Source organism: Companilactobacillus furfuricola (assembly GCF_003946325.1).
Lineage (GTDB): Bacteria > Bacillota > Bacilli > Lactobacillales > Lactobacillaceae > Companilactobacillus > Companilactobacillus furfuricola.
Genome location: NZ_RHNT01000017.1, coordinates 22,811 through 43,824, shown reverse-complemented (window position 1 = coordinate 43,824; position 21,014 = coordinate 22,811). Strand labels below are relative to the sequence as shown.

The 21,014-nt window shown below is 39.4% G+C and carries 22 protein-coding genes; 14 read left to right on the top strand and 8 right to left on the bottom strand.

The genetic code is table 11. The features are described 5' to 3' along the window. Window positions 1-81: 81 nt before the first annotated feature. Window positions 82-1,488: an APC family permease gene (locus EKM78_RS06520; RefSeq protein WP_125770566.1), complete on the bottom strand. Its 1,407-nt coding sequence runs from the start codon at window positions 1,486-1,488 to the stop codon at window positions 82-84. 190 nt (window positions 1,489-1,678) lie between these two features. Between EKM78_RS06520 and EKM78_RS12590 the strand changes: the two genes are divergently transcribed. Next, window positions 1,679-1,834 carry a hypothetical protein gene (locus tag EKM78_RS12590; protein WP_164507225.1) on the top strand — a complete coding sequence of 52 codons (156 nt, stop codon included), beginning with the start codon at window positions 1,679-1,681 and terminating at the stop codon, window positions 1,832-1,834. Window positions 1,835-2,120: 286 nt separating this feature from the next. Here EKM78_RS12590 and EKM78_RS06510 read toward each other — a convergent pair whose 3' ends face one another. From EKM78_RS06510 to EKM78_RS06500, 3 genes are all read right to left on the bottom strand, one after another. Next, window positions 2,121-2,456, bottom strand: a complete 336-nt coding sequence (locus tag EKM78_RS06510; RefSeq protein ID WP_125770562.1) for a DUF1048 domain-containing protein — start codon at window positions 2,454-2,456, stop codon at window positions 2,121-2,123. A gap of 2 nt (window positions 2,457-2,458) precedes the next feature. Continuing rightward, window positions 2,459-2,779: a PadR family transcriptional regulator gene (locus EKM78_RS06505; protein ID WP_125770560.1), complete on the bottom strand. Its 321-nt coding sequence runs from the start codon at window positions 2,777-2,779 to the stop codon at window positions 2,459-2,461. Window positions 2,780-2,866: 87 nt separating this feature from the next. Continuing rightward, window positions 2,867-3,739: a LysR family transcriptional regulator gene (locus EKM78_RS06500; RefSeq protein WP_125770558.1), complete on the bottom strand. Its 873-nt coding sequence runs from the start codon at window positions 3,737-3,739 to the stop codon at window positions 2,867-2,869. Between the two features lie 112 nt (window positions 3,740-3,851). Here EKM78_RS06500 and EKM78_RS06495 point away from each other — a divergent pair, with 112 nt between their 5' ends. The 4 genes from EKM78_RS06495 to EKM78_RS06480 all read left to right on the top strand — a co-directional run bounded on the left by EKM78_RS06495 (window position 3,852) and on the right by EKM78_RS06480 (window position 7,020). Continuing rightward, window positions 3,852-4,388, top strand: coding sequence for a sugar O-acetyltransferase (locus EKM78_RS06495; protein WP_125770556.1), 537 nt, complete (start codon window positions 3,852-3,854; stop codon window positions 4,386-4,388). Window positions 4,389-4,470: 82 nt separating this feature from the next. After that, window positions 4,471-5,220, top strand: coding sequence for an SDR family oxidoreductase (locus EKM78_RS06490; protein ID WP_125770554.1), 750 nt, complete (start codon window positions 4,471-4,473; stop codon window positions 5,218-5,220). Window positions 5,221-5,311: 91 nt separating this feature from the next. Then, entirely contained in the window at window positions 5,312-6,178 is an 867-nt protein-coding gene (locus EKM78_RS06485) for an aldo/keto reductase (RefSeq protein WP_125770552.1), read from the top strand. A gap of 86 nt (window positions 6,179-6,264) precedes the next feature. Continuing rightward, entirely contained in the window at window positions 6,265-7,020 is a 756-nt protein-coding gene (locus tag EKM78_RS06480; RefSeq protein ID WP_125770550.1) for an alpha/beta hydrolase, read from the top strand. An 87-nt stretch (window positions 7,021-7,107) separates the two neighbouring features. On the opposite strand, the gene EKM78_RS06475 is transcribed toward EKM78_RS06480, so the two are convergent. Continuing rightward, window positions 7,108-7,947 (bottom strand): mechanosensitive ion channel family protein, encoded by an 840-nt coding sequence (locus EKM78_RS06475; protein ID WP_245994825.1) that lies wholly within the window; start codon window positions 7,945-7,947, stop codon window positions 7,108-7,110. Window positions 7,948-8,053: 106 nt separating this feature from the next. On the opposite strand from EKM78_RS06475, the gene EKM78_RS06470 reads away from it, so the two are divergent. Continuing rightward, window positions 8,054-8,662, top strand: coding sequence for a GNAT family N-acetyltransferase (locus EKM78_RS06470; RefSeq protein ID WP_125770548.1), 609 nt, complete (start codon window positions 8,054-8,056; stop codon window positions 8,660-8,662). 46 nt (window positions 8,663-8,708) lie between these two features. On the opposite strand, the gene EKM78_RS06465 is transcribed toward EKM78_RS06470, so the two are convergent. Continuing rightward, window positions 8,709-9,167, bottom strand: a complete 459-nt coding sequence (locus tag EKM78_RS06465) for a nitroreductase family protein (RefSeq protein ID WP_125770572.1) — start codon at window positions 9,165-9,167, stop codon at window positions 8,709-8,711. A gap of 320 nt (window positions 9,168-9,487) precedes the next feature. Between EKM78_RS06465 and EKM78_RS06460 the strand changes: the two genes are divergently transcribed. The 6 genes from EKM78_RS06460 (at window position 9,488) to EKM78_RS06435 (ending at window position 17,747) form a co-directional block, all read left to right on the top strand. Continuing rightward, entirely contained in the window at window positions 9,488-12,238 is a 2,751-nt protein-coding gene (locus EKM78_RS06460) for a cation-translocating P-type ATPase (protein WP_125770546.1), read from the top strand. A gap of 433 nt (window positions 12,239-12,671) precedes the next feature. Further along, window positions 12,672-12,935 carry a hypothetical protein gene (locus EKM78_RS06455; RefSeq protein ID WP_125770544.1) on the top strand — a complete coding sequence of 88 codons (264 nt, stop codon included), beginning with the start codon at window positions 12,672-12,674 and terminating at the stop codon, window positions 12,933-12,935. Beyond that, a complete protein-coding gene (locus EKM78_RS13360; protein WP_342768442.1) occupies window positions 12,886-13,119 on the top strand; it encodes a GtrA family protein in 234 nt (77 codons plus the stop codon). The genes EKM78_RS06455 and EKM78_RS13360 overlap by 50 nt, the downstream gene beginning before the upstream one ends. A gap of 376 nt (window positions 13,120-13,495) precedes the next feature. Beyond that, window positions 13,496-16,399 (top strand): hypothetical protein, encoded by a 2,904-nt coding sequence (locus EKM78_RS06445; protein ID WP_125770542.1) that lies wholly within the window; start codon window positions 13,496-13,498, stop codon window positions 16,397-16,399. A gap of 184 nt (window positions 16,400-16,583) precedes the next feature. Beyond that, a complete protein-coding gene (locus EKM78_RS06440) occupies window positions 16,584-17,099 on the top strand; it encodes a DUF2798 domain-containing protein (protein ID WP_125770540.1) in 516 nt (171 codons plus the stop codon). Window positions 17,100-17,189: 90 nt separating this feature from the next. Further along, the gene (locus EKM78_RS06435) at window positions 17,190-17,747 is read left to right on the top strand and encodes a hypothetical protein (protein ID WP_125770538.1); all 558 of its coding nucleotides are present in this window, start codon (window positions 17,190-17,192) and stop codon (window positions 17,745-17,747) included. 57 nt (window positions 17,748-17,804) lie between these two features. Here EKM78_RS06435 and EKM78_RS06430 read toward each other — a convergent pair whose 3' ends face one another. Both EKM78_RS06430 and EKM78_RS06425 read right to left on the bottom strand, forming a co-directional pair. Next, window positions 17,805-18,293, bottom strand: a complete 489-nt coding sequence (locus EKM78_RS06430; RefSeq protein ID WP_245994823.1) for a hypothetical protein — start codon at window positions 18,291-18,293, stop codon at window positions 17,805-17,807. Window positions 18,294-18,956: 663 nt separating this feature from the next. Next, window positions 18,957-19,892, bottom strand: coding sequence for a helix-turn-helix transcriptional regulator (locus tag EKM78_RS06425; protein ID WP_125770570.1), 936 nt, complete (start codon window positions 19,890-19,892; stop codon window positions 18,957-18,959). An 87-nt stretch (window positions 19,893-19,979) separates the two neighbouring features. Between EKM78_RS06425 and EKM78_RS06420 the strand changes: the two genes are divergently transcribed. Further along, window positions 19,980-20,624: an FMN-dependent NADH-azoreductase gene (locus EKM78_RS06420; RefSeq protein WP_125770534.1), complete on the top strand. Its 645-nt coding sequence runs from the start codon at window positions 19,980-19,982 to the stop codon at window positions 20,622-20,624. A 151-nt stretch (window positions 20,625-20,775) separates the two neighbouring features. Then, complete coding sequence (locus tag EKM78_RS06415) at window positions 20,776-21,009, top strand: cytochrome b5 domain-containing protein (RefSeq protein ID WP_125770532.1); 234 nt, start codon at window positions 20,776-20,778, stop codon at window positions 21,007-21,009. Window positions 21,010-21,014: the final 5 nt, after the last annotated feature.

The following is a 21,014-nucleotide window of genomic DNA, read 5'->3' as shown; positions in this document are numbered from 1 at the left end:
AACAAAAAATGGACGAAAACCAAAAATCGGTTTTCGTCCATTTTTTATTGTACAGAGAACACTTATGTCACATTCTCTTTTTTACTGTTCATTATTCTGTAATTTTGAGTGATGCAATCCATAGGCGAAGTAGAAGATTACTCCTAAGATTAGCCAGGATGTTACTGAGATTTTTGTTAGGTTCGGTAACATTATTATGAAGTAGACGCTTAGTAGGCCTGATAGGATCGGTAAGAATGGGTACCAGGGCATTTTGAAGCCTTCGTTTACTATGTCTTTTCTTTTTCTTAAGGGGATGATCCCGAAAGAGATGAAGGCGAAGGCTAGTAGGGTTCCGGCGTTTATTAGGGATGCTAGTTCTGTTAGTGGTACCATTCCGGCGAAGAAGGTTTGTACTATTGTGGCTATGATGATGGCGTTGGTTGGGACGGCGTGTTTTTTGGTGATTTTACCCATGAATTTTGGTAAGAGACCGTCGCGTCCTAGGGCATAGACTAGTCTTGAACCACCGAAGAACATGGTGATCATAGCTGTGAAGATTCCGATCAAGGCTCCGATGGTGATTATCTTGTTCCAACCACTTAGTCCTACTACCTGTAGGGCGTAGGCTGCTGGGTCATCGACGTTTAATTTCGAGTAGTTGACTACTCCGGTTAATACGAATGAGAAGGCTACGTACAAAATAACTGCTACGATGACTGTTCCGATGATTCCTTTGACTACGTTTTTTCCAGGGTCGACGGTTTCGGCTGAATTAGCTGCCAGGGCATCGAATCCGATGAAGGCAAAAAATACGGTCGCTGCTGCGGTCGAGATTCCGCCTAATCCCCAAGGGGAGGAGTGGAATTGTTTTGGATAAAACGGTACGTAGTTGGATGACTTAATATAGAAGATACCGACTACGATGAATAAGATAATTATGGCTACTTTGATGACGACTGCGGTGTTTTCGATCCGTTTGGATAAGTCGACGCCGTGCAAAATTATGACGGCAACGACTAACACGATTAGAGCTGCTGTTAAGTTGATAACGCCACCTTCCATTGGTCCTGCTTGTAAGGCTTTAGGAACGTGGACGCCAATGGCTGCCAGGATGTTGTTGTTGAAGTACGAGGCAAAACCGGTCGCTTCCGCTGAGACGGCTAAGAAGTATTCTAGGATCAAGGCCCAACCGAGGAGCCAACCGACAAATTCTCCGTAGATGACTGATCCGAAGGAGTAGGCTGATCCCGCAACTGGCATGGCAGACGAGAATTCTGCATAGGCCATGCCGACCATTCCTGAGACTAATGCTGCGATCAGAAAGGCGATGGAAACTGCCGGTCCTGCATGTAGTGCTGCTTCGTGACCGGGGAGGATGAAGATCCCTGTTCCGATCACAGCGCCGATCCCTAGGGCTACTAGGTCTTTTGCGTGGAGGGATCTCACTAGGTGAGAGTCGGCTTTGACGTAGTTTTCGACGCTTTCTTTTTTAAAAATGTTTTTCATAATGATAACCTTTGATATTTTTTGAAATGCATATTCCATTATGGTGGAGATTAGAGGGAAAAACAATGATTATTTTAATATTGTGATAGTGGTTTTAATAATGATAGAAGAGAGCTATGGCAGACAGAAGAGTTTTTCTTGGGGCACGTTTTGTTAGTTTGTTTGGTGGTTGGGGTGTTGAGGTAGTATTTTGGGTGTACGTTCAATGCCGACTCCGGGGCCCGGGGATACAGACGCTGGAACGTGGTGGGCACATTTTGAACCAATCGAGCAAGGTGCGCTCGCTTGTTTCAAAACTGCACCTTCATCTAAGCTCCTTCGTCGCCAAGATGAATTTCACCACTGAGGTCTGTATCCCCGGGCCCCTCCGTCTAGATGAGGGGCACAATCCTTTTTTTGTTGAGTTTTACCGATTTATTTTGATCAAGTTGGCACTGTTTGCGCGTCCTATTTCTCACATGTCTATCTCAGTCTCTATTTATGTTGGTAAGATCAAAGACCCAAACCCAAACCCAAACTCCAAAACCAAATTTTTTAAAGGTAAGATATTTTTTTATTAAGTACATTTAATAGTAAGTACATAAAAAGCTCGTCACACTTATGTGTATGACGAGCTTTTGGATATGCTGAGTTTATTTGTTGATTTCTTTTACTTGTTCTCTTAGTTTGTTTTGACTTTTGATCAGCCATAATTCGTCTGGGTATTGGGCCATGATGTCGTCGCAGAATTTTACTGGGTCTTCGCCGATTATGTTTTTTACGGGGACGCTTTGTTCGGCGTTTTCTTGGAAGATTTCTAGGATCTGCTCGAGTATTGTTAGGAAGCCGTCTCCTTTGGCGAAGTTCCACATGTATTTTTCTAGGGCTTCGAAGGTTTCTTTATAGGGTGTTGGTAGGTTGGCTACTTCTGCTTTGAATTGACGGTATTTTTTCTTGTCGCCTACCATTTTCTTTAGTAAGTTTTCCATGATTAATTCTCCTTTAGTTGTTCCATTTTTTCAGATAGGAAGGTCCATTTGGTCCAAAATTCGGCTAGGTAGTCGGTTCCTGCTGTTGTTAATTTGTAAAATTTTCTAGGTGGACCGACTTCAGATTTTCTCTTTTCACTGTCGATCAAGCCGTTTTTTTCCAGTCTCAGTAGTACGGTGTAGACGGTTCCTTCGACGATGTCCTCGAAACCTAGGTCTATTAGGTAACTGGTTATTTCATAGCCGTAAGTTTCGCCTTTGCTGATGTGTTGGAGGACGATTCCTTCTAGGGCACCTTTTAGTAATTCGGTTAAACCTTTCATGTTTGAATACCTCATTTCGACTACTTAGTAATACTAAGTACATGTATATAGTAATACTAGGTAGTGCTTATAGCAAGGAAAAAATCCTTATTCTAATTCTTTTTTCAATTGCTCGATAAAAAGCTGACCAGCTTCGGGTAGTTTGCGCTTCTTGGACCAGATCAAGGATGCACCTTCGGTTAAATCGGGGCTCAAGCGCTTGAAAACTAATTCAGTATTACTCGTGTCGACGAGTGATTCGTAGGTCAAAGCCATGCAAGCGCCAGTTTCCACTAATAGCATTGCATTGAAGATCAAGTTGTAAGTTCCGATGTAGTTGTACTGCAGGCTTAGTCCGTGACTCCATTCTTCAAAAAATTCACTGATTTGCGATTGCCGTGAAGTGATCAAGGGTCGACCGACTAGATCAGTTGGCTTGATCGTCTCTAAACTGGCTATTTGTTCATCTTTTCGCATCAAAACGCCCCAGTGGTTGACCGTTGGGAATTTGAGACTGTGATAATTTTCGTATTTTTTATCGCCCATCATGGCTGAAAATTCCAGGATACCTGAATCTAGTTCGGCCAAGGTATTTAGTGAGTCGCCACTGTGAATATTGACTTTGATGGCGGGGTTTTGGTAGATGACTCTTTGAATCGATTCCATCATCGGACGTAAAACAATGCTTTCTCCGGCACCAATGTCTAACACTCCACTGACTGTGTCTTGTCTTTGAAGGTTAAAAGTTGTTTTATCGACTAAATTTAGGATTTCATTAGCTTGTTCTTGTAAATAATAACCGTCTTGAGTCATCTGGATCTGCCTATTTCCTCGGATAAATAGTTTAGTGCCTAATTGGTTTTCTAGTTCAGCAATCTGTCGTGACAAAGCTGGTTGTGAGACATGCAAACGGGCTGCAGCATGGGAGAAATTTAATTCTTCAGCGATGGCGATGAAGTAGCGTAAAACACGGATGTCCATAATAAACTCCTTTTTGATATAACAAAATGTAATAACTTGATATCAACTATAAGTATTTAACATTATCATATTCAGCCCATATACTGTAGTCAACCCTTAAGGAGTGAAAACAATGCAATCAAAAATGGATTTAGGAACTAAAGCTTATGACGAGATCGAGAAGATCGTCCAGAAAAATCAGGTTTTAGTTCAGCAATTAAATACTGGTGTTCACAACAGCGAAGAAGTTCGCAATGTGGTTAGTCAGATCACCAACGAAAAAATTTCTGACACGACCGAGATCAGATTGCCATTCACAACTGATTTTGGGCAGAACTTACATATCGGAAAAAATGTTTTTATCAATAGCAATTCGATGTTTACCGATATGGGAGGCATTTATCTCGGCGACAATGTCTTGATCGGACCAAACGTGACGATTGCTTCAGTCGATCACAACTTGGAACCTAGTATTAGAAGAAACTTGCAGCTGAAACCAGTTTACGTTCATCAAAATGCTTGGTTAGCAGCTAACGTTACTGTGACGCCGGGCGTGACTATTGGTGAGAACTCAGTTGTTGGTGCAGGAGCTGTGGTTACTAAAGACGTTCCTGCCAACAGTATCGTTGCTGGTGTGCCAGCCCGTTTTATTAAAAAAATTGAAAAATGATCCTTGTGTTCGAGTCAGCACGAAGGGATAAGATCAAAATACAAATTAGAAATAGCTATTAAGTAGCTTGAAGGAGAAAAATATGACAGTCGAAAATAAAGTAGTAGTGATCATGGGAGCATCAAGTGGTATTGGAGAAGCAACAGCTAATCTTTTAGCCAGTAAAAAAGCTAAGTTGACTATTGCTGCTAGAAGAATGAGCCGTTTGGAAGAGATCCAACAAAATAATGCAGGAGCCGACATTTTAGCCGTTGAAGCAGACGTTTCTAATGCTGATGAAGTACAAAATGTTATCGACAAAACAGTTGAAAAGTATGGTCGCATCGATGTGCTTTTTAATAATGCCGGGATCATGCCAGTTAACAACTTGAGTGCACTGGCTCGCGATGAATGGAAGAACATGCTCGAAACTAACGTCGAAGGTGTGTTGAATGGTATTGCTTCAGCACTTCCAGTAATGAGAAAGCAAAAGAGCGGTCACGTGATCACAACTTCATCTGTTTTAGGCTATGAATTGCTTCCTGGTTATGCTACATACTCTGGGACAAAATTTGCTGTTCGTGCCATCATGGAAGGCCTTCGCCAAGAAGAGCGTAGCAACAATATTAAGACAACGATCGTTGCTCCGGGAACTGTTCAAACAGAGTTGTTCCAATCGATCAATAACAAAGAAGTTCGTGAACAATTAGAAAGTATGCAAGACTTACCAGGTGCCGAAATGCAAGCTCTTCAACCAGAAGAAATTGCCCAAGCGGTAGCTTTTGTCATCGATACACCAGCTAACATGGCAGTCAATGAAATGATCATCAGACCTACAGGACAAGAAGTTTAATTCTTTAATAGCTTGCCTTAAAGCCCACTTGAGGGTTTATTAGCAAAGTGTTAAAAATTATCAATATTCAATTATATAAAGGAGAGATCATATGAGTGTTTTTGATGAAACAATCACATTAAACAGTGGCGTGAAGATCCCAAAATTAGCACTCGGAGTTTGGGAGATACCAGACGACGAAGTTGCTAAAGCAGTTGAATCAGCTATCGAGATCGGCTACAAGCATATCGACACAGCCCAAGCTTATGGCAACGAACGTGGCGTTGGCGAAGGCGTTAGAAATTCTGGTGTCGACCGTGATAAGCTTTTTGTTAACTCAAAAGTTGCTGCAGAATTGAAAAATTACGACGACGCTAAAAAGTCGATCGATGAAACGCTTCACAAGATGGACATCGACTACTTAGATATGATGATCATCCACAATCCACAACCTTGGAAAGAAGTTAATCAATCAAACGACCGCCACTTTGAAGGAAATCTTGAAGCATGGCGTGCTTTGGAAGACTCTGTTAAAGAGGGAAAACTCAAGACTATCGGTGTTTCAAGTTTCAATAAAGAAGACTTGGACAACTTGATCAAGAACAGCGACACCAAGCCAGCTGTTAACCAAGTCCAAGTCCACATTGGTGATACTCCATTAGATATCATCAAGTATTCACAAGACAACGACATCGCTGTCGAAGCCTTCTCACCAGTGGCTCACGGTGCAGCTTTGAAAGATGATCGTATCGTTGAAATGGCCAAGAAGTATAACGTCAGTGTTCCTCAATTGTGCATTCGTTACGATTGGCAATTGAACACCATCATCCTGCCAAAATCAGCTAACCCGGAACATATGAAGTCAAACGCTGAACTTGATTTTGAGATCAGTGATGAAGATATGAAGACATTAGCCGGAATTGACAATATGGATTACGGTGATGCTAGCGCTTATCCTGTATTTGGTGGAAAAATGTAATTATTTTAAAAAATAAAACTCAAAGCTGTGGGTTTTATTTTTTTGTATTAAAATAGTCTCATTAACAACTTGCTGGAGGTTTTAGTATGGATGTTGAAATTCAACGTGATGGATTGACTTTACGGGGGACACTAACCTTGCCTAAAGCCGATTCATTTGATCTAGCTATTTTGATGCACGGTTTTACTTCTGATCGGGGGATGAATCCTGATCAGTTATTATATCAAATGGCTGACCGATTGAGTGCTGAGGGATTTGCGACTTTGCGGGTCGATTTTAATGGTCACGGTCAAAGTGATGGGGCTTTTGAGGATATGACTGTATTGAACGAAATCAGTGATGGTAAGGCTATTTTGGATTATGCCCGAGAACTTTCTGGCGTGAAAAAAATTTATCTGGTTGGTCATTCGCAAGGTGGCGTTGTCGCTAGCATGTTAGCAGGTTACTATTCTGATTCGATCGAACGTATGATTTTACTAGCTCCAGCTGCTACTTTGAAAGATGATGCTTTGAAGGGCGATACTCAAGGCTACACTTATGATCCGCAACATATCCCAGATAAATTGCCGATCAAAAAAGGTTTGACTCTGGGTGGATTTTATTTACGAACAGCGCAGACTTTGCCTATTTATGAAGTCGCTCGTCAGTTTCGAGGTCCAGTTCAGTTGGTGCACGGATTGGATGATATGGTCGTCGATCCGATTGCTTCGAAACGATATGATGAAGTTTATGAAAAGAGTGATCTTACACTGTTACCGCATGCTGATCATGGGTTTACTGAAGGGGGATCTCGTGAGGAAGTTTTGGATATTGTTTGTAGTTTTTTGGGTGAAGATAAGTAAGAGAAGAAAGGAAAAGACATGCCGGGTAGCATGTCTTTTTATCATGAATTTTGTTGAGATTGGATTGGAGACGGTGAATTGATTTTGTTATTTAGGCAATTCTATCTTCGCATTTCGAATGGCACCTAAATATTTTTCCAACAATTTATTTTTAACATTATACTGAGCCCCAGGTCGTGTGTAGGCTGCGACTTGGAGTACCAGGGTACCGTCGTTTTGATTGGAGAATCCTACTATGTAAGGGCGTTTAGTTATTTGGAGTTTTTCTAGGTCGAGATTTTGGTTGATATTGTTGATTATTTTGGTGATTTCGTTGAATGGAGCGCCACTGGAGATAGGGATTTCCATCAAGGCTTGCATGCTGTTTCTCGACATGTTGCTGACGATAGTGATATTTCGATTCGGGATGTAGTTTAAAGTTCCGTCGATACTTTGGACTTGGGTAGTTCTGATACCGACGTAAGTCACACGACCTTCGATCGCACCGATCTTGATCATGTCGCCAACGCTGATCTGCTGCTCTAGCAAGATAAACAAGCCGTTGACCATGTCGGAAACGAAGCCTTGAGCTCCAAGACCTATTGCCAAACTGAAGATCCCGGCACCAGCGATCAAGGTCCCAACAGGAACTCCGATGGCTGACAGGAAGGCGTAGATCCAGAAGAATATTAGAACGTATTTGAAGACATTCAAAACTAGCGTATAAATTGTATCCAATTTTTTCGTGGGAACTTTGGCTAGCGATTTCCAATTGTTTTTAAAAATATGTCTGATGATCTTATTACCGATCCAGTTGATCAATAATAAAACAACCGTCAAAAAAACTAGTTGGATGACGACACTAGTTATGTGTTCTAAGACTTGTTCCCAATCGATCTTGAGAAACATTTTCTTGGCGATATTGAATACGTTAAATGACAAATTCAAAATAAAAAATCCTCCGATAATATCTATCAAACTATCTTATCACAGAGAACTTAAAACATTTCTGATAGAATGGTGGCGATAACCAAAATAATATCGGGAGAATCTTGTGAGTAAATTAGAAATAAAACCTTTGAAAAAATCAGACTATCGAAAATGCATTCAATTTGCGAAAAAAGGGATGCATTTCAATAAGTACACGAAAAATCCCGTCGGACTGGAGCTGTATAGTCGCTATTTTTGGTATAACGAATTGATTTCTGCAACCAAAATATACGCCGCTTATCAAAATGAGCAGTTGGCGGGAGTTTTGTTATTGAATGAGTTCGGCAAACAAAAACCTGCTGCGACTTTTTTTAAACGTGTCTTTGTTGAAATCATGGAAAAGCTCGTCCGTAACTTTGACCGAGCAAATCCGTATGATGATGTGAACAAGGTAATGTTAACTGACTATCGCAAACATTACAAACCAACGGCTGAGATCAATTATTTGGCCGCTGATCCCGATAATCAGACTAAAGGGATCGGGACGTTTTTGTTAGATCAAGTGGCTCAAGACTATGATGGTTGTGAGATTAATTTGTACACCGACACTGATTGCAGCTATCAGTTTTACGATTATCGAGGTTTTGAAAGATATCGTGAGGCTACTATTAGATATCGCCGCGGAGAAAAATTCGTACCGTTAACTTGTTTCTTGTATCGTCGAAAATTTTAAAATTTACACAAAAAATCTCTGAGGGAGTTGTCCTTCAGAGATTTTTTTACTTCACGAAGTTAGTTTTGAAACGTTTCAAAGAAATGGCACGAGGTGAGAATTCGTAGTCGGTCAAACCGAGAGTGATCGCGAAAGTAGGTGTGAATCCTTCGGGGATGACTCCTTCAGGGATCGAGCCTAGGCATGCCATGTTCAAGTTCGCACCAACTCGCTGATTTTCTGCTTCTAGTGCCATGTTTTGAGCAATGCATCCGGTGGAGATGAATTCCATTTGGCCAGGATCTTTGACGGAAATAACGATGACAGTGGGAGCGTCGTAAATGCCATTCATTTTTGAAAGTACGCTTTGGTCTTGGATGACAGTGAAGCGGTAGTTTTCGTATTCACCCATGCCGACTGGTCCCGCATAGCCAGCTTTTAAAATGCTGTCGAGTTGCCAATCTCTCATTTGTCCCTTGTATTCACGGATCGCCTTACGTGAGTTGATCATATTGGTAGTTTCCACGTTGATTCCTCCAATCATTTACTACTCCCATCATAAGCATTTATCGTCAATAATGAAACCGCTACCGGAAATGGAATAGGTATTTTCACAAAAAACATGAAAGTATTTCACTCGTCAATGGTCAACAATGGCTGTTTGTTCAAAAAACAGTAATATAATTTTGAATAATAAGTTATTTAGTATAGCATGATATATAATTTTCTGATAAAATATTAAATAGAGGGATATAAATAATTAAGTTTCGAGTAATTTTACGATTATTTTTTGAAAAGTAATTTTAAATGCTTGTTTTCACTTAAACACATGAAAGGATTGATTTTCTGACTAAATTTCACCAACTAACAACTACGGATGTATTAGACGAGCTATTAGTCGATGAAAAACGTGGCCTGAGTAATGACCAAGTCAAACAAAATCGCCAACTATATGGAACCAATAAATTAGATGAGGAAAAGGCTGACCCGATGTGGAAAGTTTTTCTTCGGGGCTTTAAAGAACCGATAGTGATCGTGCTGCTTGGGGCAGTTTTATTATCGTTACTAAGTTCTTTATACGCTTTTAATATCCAAGCTGACCCTAAACATGGGATGGAAGCTTTATATGAAGCTATCGCCATTAGTATCTTGGTAATAATCAACGCGTCGATCGTTTTTTATCAAGAGATGAGTACGAAGAAAAGTCTCGATGCTTTAAAGGAGATGAACGACCGAACCAGTGTCGTTTTACGAGACTGGGAGTGGAAGAGTGTGCCAACGACTGACTTAGTTGTTGGTGACATTGTTAAAGTTAAGATGGGGGATTTCGTGGAAGCCGATGTTCGCTGGCTAGAAAGTTCTGAACTACAAGTGATCGAATCCCACTTAACTGGTGAGCCCGACGCAATTCAAAAAGATATCCATCCGATCGAGGATGATGTCCAACTAGCTGACCGCAATAATATGGGATATTCAGGTTCGACGGTCGCCAATGGACAAGGCGTTGGTATCATCGTGGGCATTGGAAGTAATACTGAATTAGGTAATATTGCTTCAATGCTACAAAATACCGTGAAAAAGCCATCTCCTCTACAAAACACTATTAAGAAATTAACTAGCAGTTTGATGAAAGTTTCTGGATTGATCATTTTCCTAACTTTTGCCATTGGTATTATTAAGGCCGGTGAATTGAGCGTAGCTTCGATCACATCGGTGCTTTCGACATCGATCTCATTAGCAGTTGCCTCGATCCCTGATGCGATGCCAATCGTCTTGTCGATCGTATTAACTATCGGTGCGACCAAAACTGCTCTCAACAATGGTTTGATCAAATCGCTCAATAGTGTTGAGACCTTAGGAAGTACTTCTTATATTGCTTCTGATAAAACTGGTACATTGACACAAAATCAAATGACCGTGACGAAATTTTATGATGGAACTAACGATCATGAAGTGGAAGGGCTCGGTTATGATATCAACGGATCGATCAGTGACAGTACTGGACAATTCAATAACCATTCGTCCGAATTTTTAAAAGGTGCTGTTTTGAGTAATGAATCGAGTGTTAAAGAAGTTGATGGCAAAATGAAGCCGTTTGGTAATCCGACTGAGATTGCCCTAAACGTGCTCGGACAAAAAGCAGGAGTTACGAAAGAATCCCTCTTAAAACAAAGCGAACTCATGCGAACATTGCCATTTACTAGCGCACGTAAGATGATGAGCGTGATCATTAAAAATGACGGAGGATATCGCCTGTATACTAAAGGTGCTCCGGACGTCTTGCTGAAAAATAGTAAGAATGTATTAATAGATGGAAAATTACAAGATAGTCAACACCATGAAAAATTTACTGAAATTGTTGACGGATACGCTAAAAAAGCTTTAAGAACTCTAGCTGTCGCATATCGAGATATTACGCAACACCAAGCCGAAACTGGCAGTGTCGAAGAGCTAGAGCAAGAACTAAATATCGTTGGTGTGGCCGGCATCATCGACCCGCCAAGACCGGAAGTTAAGCAATCGGTCAAAACTTTAAACGAAGCTCAAGTCGAAGTAGTCATGATCACGGGTGATCACGCACAAACCGCCCGGGCCATCGCTTACGACTTGGGTATCGTAAAATCAAAAAATGCTCGAGTAATTGAAGGTGCCGAGATCGAGCAAATGACGGACGATCAGCTTTTTAATGCCGTCATTGGTACCAATGTCTATGCCCGAGTAACGCCAGAACACAAGCAACGGATTATCAAACAATTGCAAAATCATAAACAAGTCGTTGCTATGACTGGTGACGGTGTCAACGATGCACCAGCTTTGAAGGCTGCTGATATCGGGATCGCCATGGGGATCACAGGGACTGAGGTTACGAAAGATTCAGCCGATTTGATCCTATTAGATGACAAGTTCACCACGATTGAAAAATCGGTCCGAAACGGTCGGATGATCTACGCCAATATCAAAAATTTCATGCGTCACGAATTAACGACCAACGTTGCCGAAGTATCGGCCTTACTATTTGGGTTATTGTTTACTCAATCAGTGGGCCAAGTGACTGCCGGAACCGCGACATTAAGTGCTTTAATGGTCCTCTGGGTCAACATGATCAGTGACTCTTTACCGTCGTTTGCCTTAGGATATGATGTTGCCGAATCAGACATCATGAAAGAAAAACCACGTGACGTCAATGAATCAGTCCTAGCTAACCACACTTGGTCCAGGGTCTTGATCAGAGGTCTAGTAATGGGACTAACTGTCTTCTTTGCCTTCACCATGGCAGCAAGAGCTGGTTTCACCAGCAATCAAGCACAAACCGTGGCCTTCTTGACCTTAGTCTTCGGTCAATTATGGCACGTATTCGACGCCAGAAGTTCCAAATCGATCTTCAGAAGAAATCCATTTGAAAACAAACACTTACTACTAGCCGTAGCATTTGCCAGCGTAAGTTCGATCCTAGTAACAGCGATCCCATTCTTCAACACAGTAATGGGAACAGCACAGTTACCGTTCGTAGTTTACATAATGGTAGTATTCTTACCGGCGATCCCAACCTTGGTATTGTCGGGGATCAAAGAAATATTTGGGGTCAAAATCTGGTAAAAAACACAGAGAGCGCAGCGAGGTTGGTCAGCTGCTGAGGATTTAGAGACTGTCAGCACACAAGGTGCGACGAAGTCGTGCCTTGTGTGCTGACAGTTTCTAAACCGGAGGCCGCTACCTCGCGGAGCTCGTTTCAACATCCTTGAGGATAAAGAAAAACACCACTATCCAAACCACTGCAAATTTATCAGACAGAAATAGATGCCTCTATTTTTATTCAGCAAGTTTAGGAAAAATTCAAACAAACGTGCCGCGACCACCCGTGTTAACCGGTTACCGCTGTCACCAGGAGCTCGTTTCAACATCCTTGAGAATAAACAAAAACACCAACTCAAAATCAAAAATGGGTTGGTGTTTTTTCCGAAAAGAACTAAATCACTCAATCTGCTACAATTATTATTACCAAGCTAAAAATCCAGGAGATGAGTCCGACATGTCAATACAAGCAATTATCCTAATCGTGATAATAGTAGCAATAGCTCTTCAATATTTATTCGGCTACTTGAAAAATCCGTACTTGGGATTAATAGTGCCAGTTCTATCCATAATCCTAGTAATATATTTATTCGTCAAAGGAACGATGTCCTTAAATGTTAAAAACATCTTAATGCCAGTGATAGGACTATCAGCAATGGCTTTTCTTTACAGTGACGGCAAAACCAGACGACTCAAAAAAGAAGCAAAAGACGCTAACTAATTTTTATCAGAAATACAAAGATACGATTTCATATTTTATTTTTGGAGTATTAACTACGCTAGTAAATATTGTTTGTTTTTGGCTATACCACTATCCACTGGACATCAATTATCAAGTGGCGAATGTCATTGCCTACTTTCTATTGATCTTGTTTGCCTATGTACTAACAAATTATGGGTTTTAAAATCTCATACCACTAGCTGTAAAGCGTTCTGGTTAGAAATGAGATCATTCTTCTTGTATAGAGCCTCTTCGTGGGTAATCGTTTTAAATTATTTCTTCAGTAAATTCATCATTTTCAGAAAAAGAGAAAAAATTTCTCCTCATAATAGCGGAACTGCCCATTCAGATAAGCAATGTGGCAGTTTTTTTGATTGAAAAACCTTTCAAAAATATCTTTATCACAAAAATATAGAGAACATTCAACTAATTCAAAAAAATAATCATGATATATTGGTTCATTTTTCAAAGTAATCCTTATCGTTTTTAAAAGTATAATCTAATCTAACATTGCTAAAATCAACCATTAGATATCAATTGAAACGATAGGAGATCACGGTATGAAAAGAGCTTATTCTGCTATTTTAGTACTTGTTTCATTGCTAGTTTTAGCCGTTGCTATGGGTTTTACTAAGAAAGAATCCGAGGTAAATGCTGTTGAGCCAGTGACCAGCAGTGTCAAAATTAGCAAAACCGAAACCATACAAACTGGTAGTAAAAGCACCATCTCGTACAAACTAGATAAGGAACGACCGATATTGCATTTAACATCACCGCAAATAAAAGATGTGGATGTCGGATCTTTACAAAAAGAAATTGGCGATGACAATGTTGGAATTGACGATGAACATCAACAAATTCATCTTAATTTAAAAAATAAAGTAGATGAAAATGGAGAAGGGTCATTTACTTTAGTTACTAATAGTCCTGAACAAGTAATCATGGGATTTTCAGATATTAATGAAGAACAGTTGCTAGTAACAATGTTAAATCCTGAAGGTTCTAATTCCTATGCTGAGGGTAAGATCAGCGATGGGAATGAAGAGGAAATTGCCGGGGACAATAACGACGATGGCGTGGATGAAGATCCTAATATTTATGAGAATGAGGATGATCCAACGAAGGGCTGGACCAGGACGAATAGAATGATGATCTCACCTGGTCATGTTAAAACAAACCCTGATGGTTCTAAAACGTATCCTGTTATTTATTTTGGAGCCATTAATTATGCTTTACAAGGAATTACGATCGAAGATGCTGTTGCTGGTCGTCCACTATCTACGGGTGTAGCAGGACTACTCGGTAGGGTACCGATCGGTACCGGAAGAAAAGATAATGTTACGGCGGCGAATACTTCAATTATTGAAGTTCCCAAAAATGGAAAGATGACTGATTTACAAACAAATAAAAAATCTGAAAGCAATAAATTTTACACTAATACTTTTGGTGACGGAATGTTACCGCCACCAGGATTTGGACCCAATATTGTTAGTGCCGGTGACAAAAAGTATCGCGGATCGCAAAGAAACTTTGTAACTACTAATCTTTTTAATTATTACAAAAAGCCAATGCCCAAAGAATATCCTAAAATTTTTGGTCCTGATGAGAAAAATATTGGTGATTATACTGGACTGGTAAAAAAACAAACACGATTATATTACAAATTGTACAAAGATCCAGAATCCGATGAGGAAACAATCATGCAACGATTGATTTTTTATCAAAAAATGGGTGATTACCAAATCAGAGTTAAGATCACACAAAGATTTGATGAGAATAACGGTGTAATTATTAACCATGAATTTTTCAATGTAGGTAGTAAATATATCGATAGTTTTCAAGGGTATGTCTTTCGAGATGTTACGTTTATGAAGAACCATAAAATGGATCCAAAGGAACAGGATAACCCGATCAGATCATTAGGTGATCATCAAGGTGTTTATTCTTATTCTGAGAAGTATGGTCAACGTGTCGAAATGAAATTCGATGGATTTGAAGATGACCCGTATGCTTGGTCAAGTTCAGGAACAAGATCTGCGTATTATAAGGCTAGTAAGAAGGATCATTTTCCTTGGAATTATAATGGTGCCATAAAAAAACAAGATGCATTTACCAGTATTAATGACTTGGGAGATAAAAAAACTGAACCAGGTCGAGGAAATACCTGGGTAAATGAAAAATATACATACGATTCCGGCGTATCGATGCATACTAAAGATCAACCGCTAGCTCCAGGTGAAAAAGTTACGATGAGTTATGCTGTTAATGCGTTACAAGTCAAATTTGAGCCAGAATTGGAGATCCACAATGCAGCTAAAAAATCTATGCCACATGAATTGAAACCGGAAGATGAGTCGTTCAAAGTAGATGGAGAGTGGAGATCTGCCCATAATAGATATGTAAAAGTAAAATATTTGGTCAGACCAGCGGAAGATTTCTTTGAAAATGATAAAGATAAAGAAGAATTGTTAGAACATGGTATTGACGTATCCAAAGATTTCCAAAAGCAATCTGATCACGATAAAAATTCAGGTATACCACAAAATTGGTCGACTGAAATATCGTTGGATCAATTACAAGCTGGTATCAACGAAGTATATGCTATTGCTATCGACAAAGAAGGCCTAACTTCTGAAATCAGACGGACTTACGTTAATTTACCTGAGCGAGATTACCCTGTATTTATTCAGGTAAATACACCGAGTGATGGTACGAATATCAATAATCCTTATGAACCACGAACCGATAAGGAATTTATCGATAAGTTAGATATCTCAGGCGTAAGTTTCAGTACGAGTGGGATTTATGAAATAAGTTATTTCGTTGATGGTGTTTTGATTAAAAAACCACTTGAAATGGGTGATGGATCTGAACCTAATGCACCGAATTTCTGGACACTTCCGGGTTTTTCATTAAAACCATACCTAAAAAACACAGATACTCACACGATTCCATTTGTTATCAAAAGTACGGAAAAAGATGTTCACGGTAAAGACATAATTAAATACGCTGCACCGAATTTCTATTTCCGTATGAAACCAAAAGAACTACCAGATGGCGGTCGTTTTGAGATCATCGCTCCCGACAAAATCGACTTCGGGACGTTGAACTTAGCTTCGAACAGTGAAAAAGATGCTCGACCGACAGTCAAGGGTAATTTGTTTGTCGATGATTATCGTGAACCAGATAAAAAAGCCAATCCCGTTCATGTGACTTTGGCACATGAATCGTTTGTTAAAAAAGCGGGTGATGAGACTGAAGTATTGAAAACAGAACTACTGTGGGATAATTACAAAGTCGATTCAACTCGTTCATACGATATTAAACCTGACGACGTAACTAACCGAACCGTCTTGACTGATGTTCTTAAAGAAAAGCTCCACCTAAAAGTAAAACGAGATCAAGGAACGACTGACGGGCAATTCAAGAGCAAGTTTTATTGGAATGCCACTGATTCTCTGTAATATATGAAAAAAACACTTTTCCAATTGGCAATTTCCATACGGAGAGTGTTTTTTTTACGTGCAGCTTGTCACTTTGTTTTTTAAAATGCAAGCGTTTTATAATTTGTAATCAAATTGTAACTTATGAAAATATTTTTAACATGCTATATTTAAGCTCTGTGAAAAAATAGGAGTGTGTAAATATATGCCACGTAATTTTAAAGAAGAAGTAGTATTTACTGCCATCATGGCAGGATTAATGGTGTTAGTCATGACTGGATACAACGTAGCCATGGCTCAGGGGATCAGCAGTGACTTGCCAATGGCAATCTTGAAGGCTTATCCACTTGGCTTGTTAGTAGCTATTGTTTTAGACTTGCTGATCGTCGGACCAATCGCTAAAGGATTAGCGTTCAAATATATCATCAACGACTATATGAAGAAAAAGACTGTCTTGATCGGTATCACAATTTCCGTCTTGATGGTACTTGGAATGGTCACATTGATGTCATTGTTCGGTATTGCAGTTGAAGGAAAACTAACACAGGGCCACGTACTTGCTACATACGGCCATACTTGGATCTTCAACTTGATCGTCGCCTTACCATTGCAACTATTGATTGTTGGACCAATTGCCCGTGAAGTATTAGGTAGAATGCAACGTGCAGCTGCCAAAAAAGCTGAAATCGAAGCTATTGAAGAAGCTGAAGAGGAAGTATAAGAAGCCCCCATTATGGGAGCTTTTTTCTTTGCAAAAATATTTTTATTAATTATATTAATCATGTATGACAAATAATGGAGGTAATTTAGTATGGTTGAAAAGTATAAAGCAGATATTGTCCCCTTAAATGCTGAGAAAATTGGTAAGAAACCGCATGGATCAGCGACATTTGAAGTAAGCGACGACAATTTGATCATCGATATCGAAATGTTCGATACTCCAGAAAACACCCAACATTGGGAACATTTCCATGGCTTCCCTGATGGCAAAGATGCTGAAATTGCCACTGAAGCACAAGATGCCAACAAGGACGGCTTCGTTGACCTTCCGGAAACTGAGCCAGTTTCCGGAACGACCATGGTCCCATTCAATGATGCACCAGAAAAAATGGATATCCGGAATGACGAATATCCAGTGTCAGATGCGGCAGGTCATTTCAAATATGAAAAGATCGTTCCCTTATCAGCATTAAAAGCTAAATTCAAAGAAGCTTTTGGAGACGATCAGCTGCATCTCGACAAGCGAGTGATCTATATCCACGGAGTTCCAGACAGTCTAGAATTGCCAAGTACCGTTGCAGGTGAGGTTGGGTCTTATGACGCTCATGTGACATTGCCGATTGCTGTTGGTAAGATCGAAAAAGCTTAATTTGTATGTAAAAAGCTGGACAAATTTGCCCAGCTTTTTATTTTTTTGATACGAATCCTAGTCGACAGCAGCCTCCACTCGCTTATCTTGTAATTGATGTTTTTTGAATAAGATAAAGCGAGCAAAAGGCTGTGCCAAAGCTACTTCGACGAGAAATGATACAGCAAAGTTTCTTGGCCATTTATTAAAGAACTGAATGATTGGTGACCAGGAAATATGTCTGGTGCCGATCCAACTGCCGATCACAGTCAAAAAGACTGACATCATTAGAACGTTTATTAAACAATTAATGATCATACGGGCATTGAAACTGTCATTTTTTGCAAGTATTTGGTCAGTCACTTTTGATGCTGGACTGTTGGTGATCAAAACGAATAATACTACTACTAACCATATGAATGGTAGAACTTGTAAAGTTTGACCCCATGTGTGAAAACTAAATCCCGTTTCAAAACAGGTGATGAGTGGAGCAATGATATTAACGGAGAGAATCGAGACAATTGTAACGAACAGGGCAAATTCTCTTTTAGTGCGTGGGAGTTTCATATAAAAATCCAAAATATTAAACCTCTTTCTTTGTCTTTGCACAAAAAAAGCGCAAAGACACTGTTGTGTGCTTTACGCTGAACAATTATACGCAGTAAATACTTTTAAAATATATCATTTAAATTTTTTAAAATCAAAGGCTTTTTTATATTTTTTTAGTTACAAATAATGACGCAACTGTATTGCTGATAGCGTTAAATTTCTTGATGTTCGACTACGAAGTTGAATTCTATGCATTTGTGGAGCATAGACGAGTGCTTGAGGCAAAATGATTTATCTCAAAAATCACAAAATTATTTTAGTGAAAAATATCTACCATAGCTACTTATATTGTGCAATTATCCGTCTAAATAGGCATCTTTAAGTTCCTGTGGAGAGAACATTATTATTTTTGAGGATGAATCAAGTGGTAGTAAATATAGTTAAAAGCGGTAACTAGCAAAGTAACTGAGAAAAGATTTTCTAATAGACTTTTGTGAGAACCTAGTCCCAAATTAATAGTTAGTTGAGTAAGTCCGTGATTGCTCCAAAGATATCTGAATATGAGCACTAGTACTAAAACCCAAAGCACCTTAGTTAAAATAGAAGTGAATTTACGCATATGATTATTTTCCTTTGAGAAATTAAGATATCATCAATATTATCATATTAATAAAAATGATTTTAGTTTGAATATTGTGATATCATCTGTTGTACTTCTTTCAGATAGCCGTTTTTCAATGCTTCTGGGTAAATGATTGTCACGTTATTTCCTAGTGATATTAAATATTCAATCATGTAAGAAAATTCATTTTGGCTGTAACTACCTACCATAAACGATCGGTCAGATTCAGTTTGTAGTTCCATATTAGGATAATTGTTTTTTTGGAATAGTTCACAACCTTTTTTGGTCAAGGCACATTTGAATCGAATGGGGTGGTTTTGGATCACGTCTTGTTGATTTTTCACTTCTAACTGAGTCCGAGTAAGTGGCTTTGTATCATCACTGGTCGATATGTTGGTGATCTTATCGATCCGGTAAGTCCACCAACGTTGATCGGTGAAATCATACGCATTAAAAAACCAAATGCCATTCCGATACAGTAAGTCATATGGCTGCAGTAGTAGTCTTGATCCAGGAAATTGTTGCGACGTGACTTCAATAACTTTTTCGTCTAATGCCGTCTGCAAAATGGTTTCTAAAAATTTAGTCTGAGCAATCGTCGGTGCATTGTAATATTGGATGACTTGCTGCATTTTTTGAACTTGTTTTTGTTGTAGCTGCGGTAGAGTTGCCATCAATTTGTCATAAATGTGTGAATAAGACTTTTCGAACGGTGTGGCAGATAAAAGATTGAGTGATTTGATCGCAAAGAAAATGGCATTGACTTCTTCTAAACTGAAAGTTATCGGGATCATCAAGTTGTAGCTAATAATATGATAACCGCCGTTGCGCCCGTTTTCGGCATAGATCGATAACCCCATTTGTTCCAGTTCGGAAATATCGCGCAAGGCTGTTCGCTTAGAAATGGCGAATTCTTCGATCAAGTCTTTCACCTGAAAAAAGTTCTTATAGTTTAAAAATATCAATTCTTGGTTGAGTCGCTCAGCTTTGTTCATTTTTATCCTCGATTTTTTTAAAGATGTCATTACTTGTCACCTTTAGATTGTATGCTTATTCCATAGCAAAAAACAGTGAGGGATATTATGAAGACATTAATTATTAATACGCATCCAGATTTTTCCAATGAGAATCATTTTTCTAAGAAAATGGAAGGGATGTTTTTGAAGTTATATCACGATCGATTTCCAGGACAAAATGTGGACATACTCAACTTGTACGATGCCGAGATTCCACAGATCACTAATGAGCAATTGCTGGGCATCTGGAATAAGCAAGCCGCAGGGATGACTTTGAATGACGAGGGGCAAAGAATTTTTGAAGTGAATCAAAAGTTGTTGGATCAATTTAAAGAACATCACCGGATCGTCATTGTGGCGCCAGTTCATAATTTTAACGTTACTTCGAAGATGAAAGATTATATCGACAACATTTTAGTCGCCCGCCAAACTTTTCGCTATACTGCCGAAGGGTCGATCGGTTTGATGACTGACAACTATCGGGTGATCTTATTGCAAGCTAGTGGATCCGTCTATACTAATGGTGATCGTTACACGCCTTTGGAATTTCAACGGACTTATCTACAAGCTATGTTTGAAGAAATGATGGGATTTGATGAGTTTTCAATCGTTCGATTGCAAGGAACACAGACTAGCGGGGTGGATATTGAAGAGGCTGTGGAAAAAGCCCGTCGAGATCTGAAAATTGAGTTTGAGAGATTTTATCGTTAGTTCTGTTTATAGAGTGATAAATGTATGATATTGTTAAGTTGTAGTTAAATAATTAGAGATTGGTGGGGCTGGCTTTTCTGGAGTATTTTTATGGCGGAAACGAGTTCTGAAGCGTAGTCACTTCACCAAGCTCTTTAATGGAGGGTTTTATATGGCAGATAAAGAATTTACACTCGAAGAGTTAAAGAAGTTCGACGGTTCAAACGGCAATCCCGCATACGTGGCTATCGAAGGGACTGTCTACGATGTAACTAATGTTGAGCCTTGGGCTGGCGGTAAACATCATGGTAATACTGCGGGTAACGATTTGACCGAAGCTATCATGAAATCGCCACATAAACATTCAGTACTTCCTAAATTGCCAGTTGTTGGTAAATTAGTATAATTAAT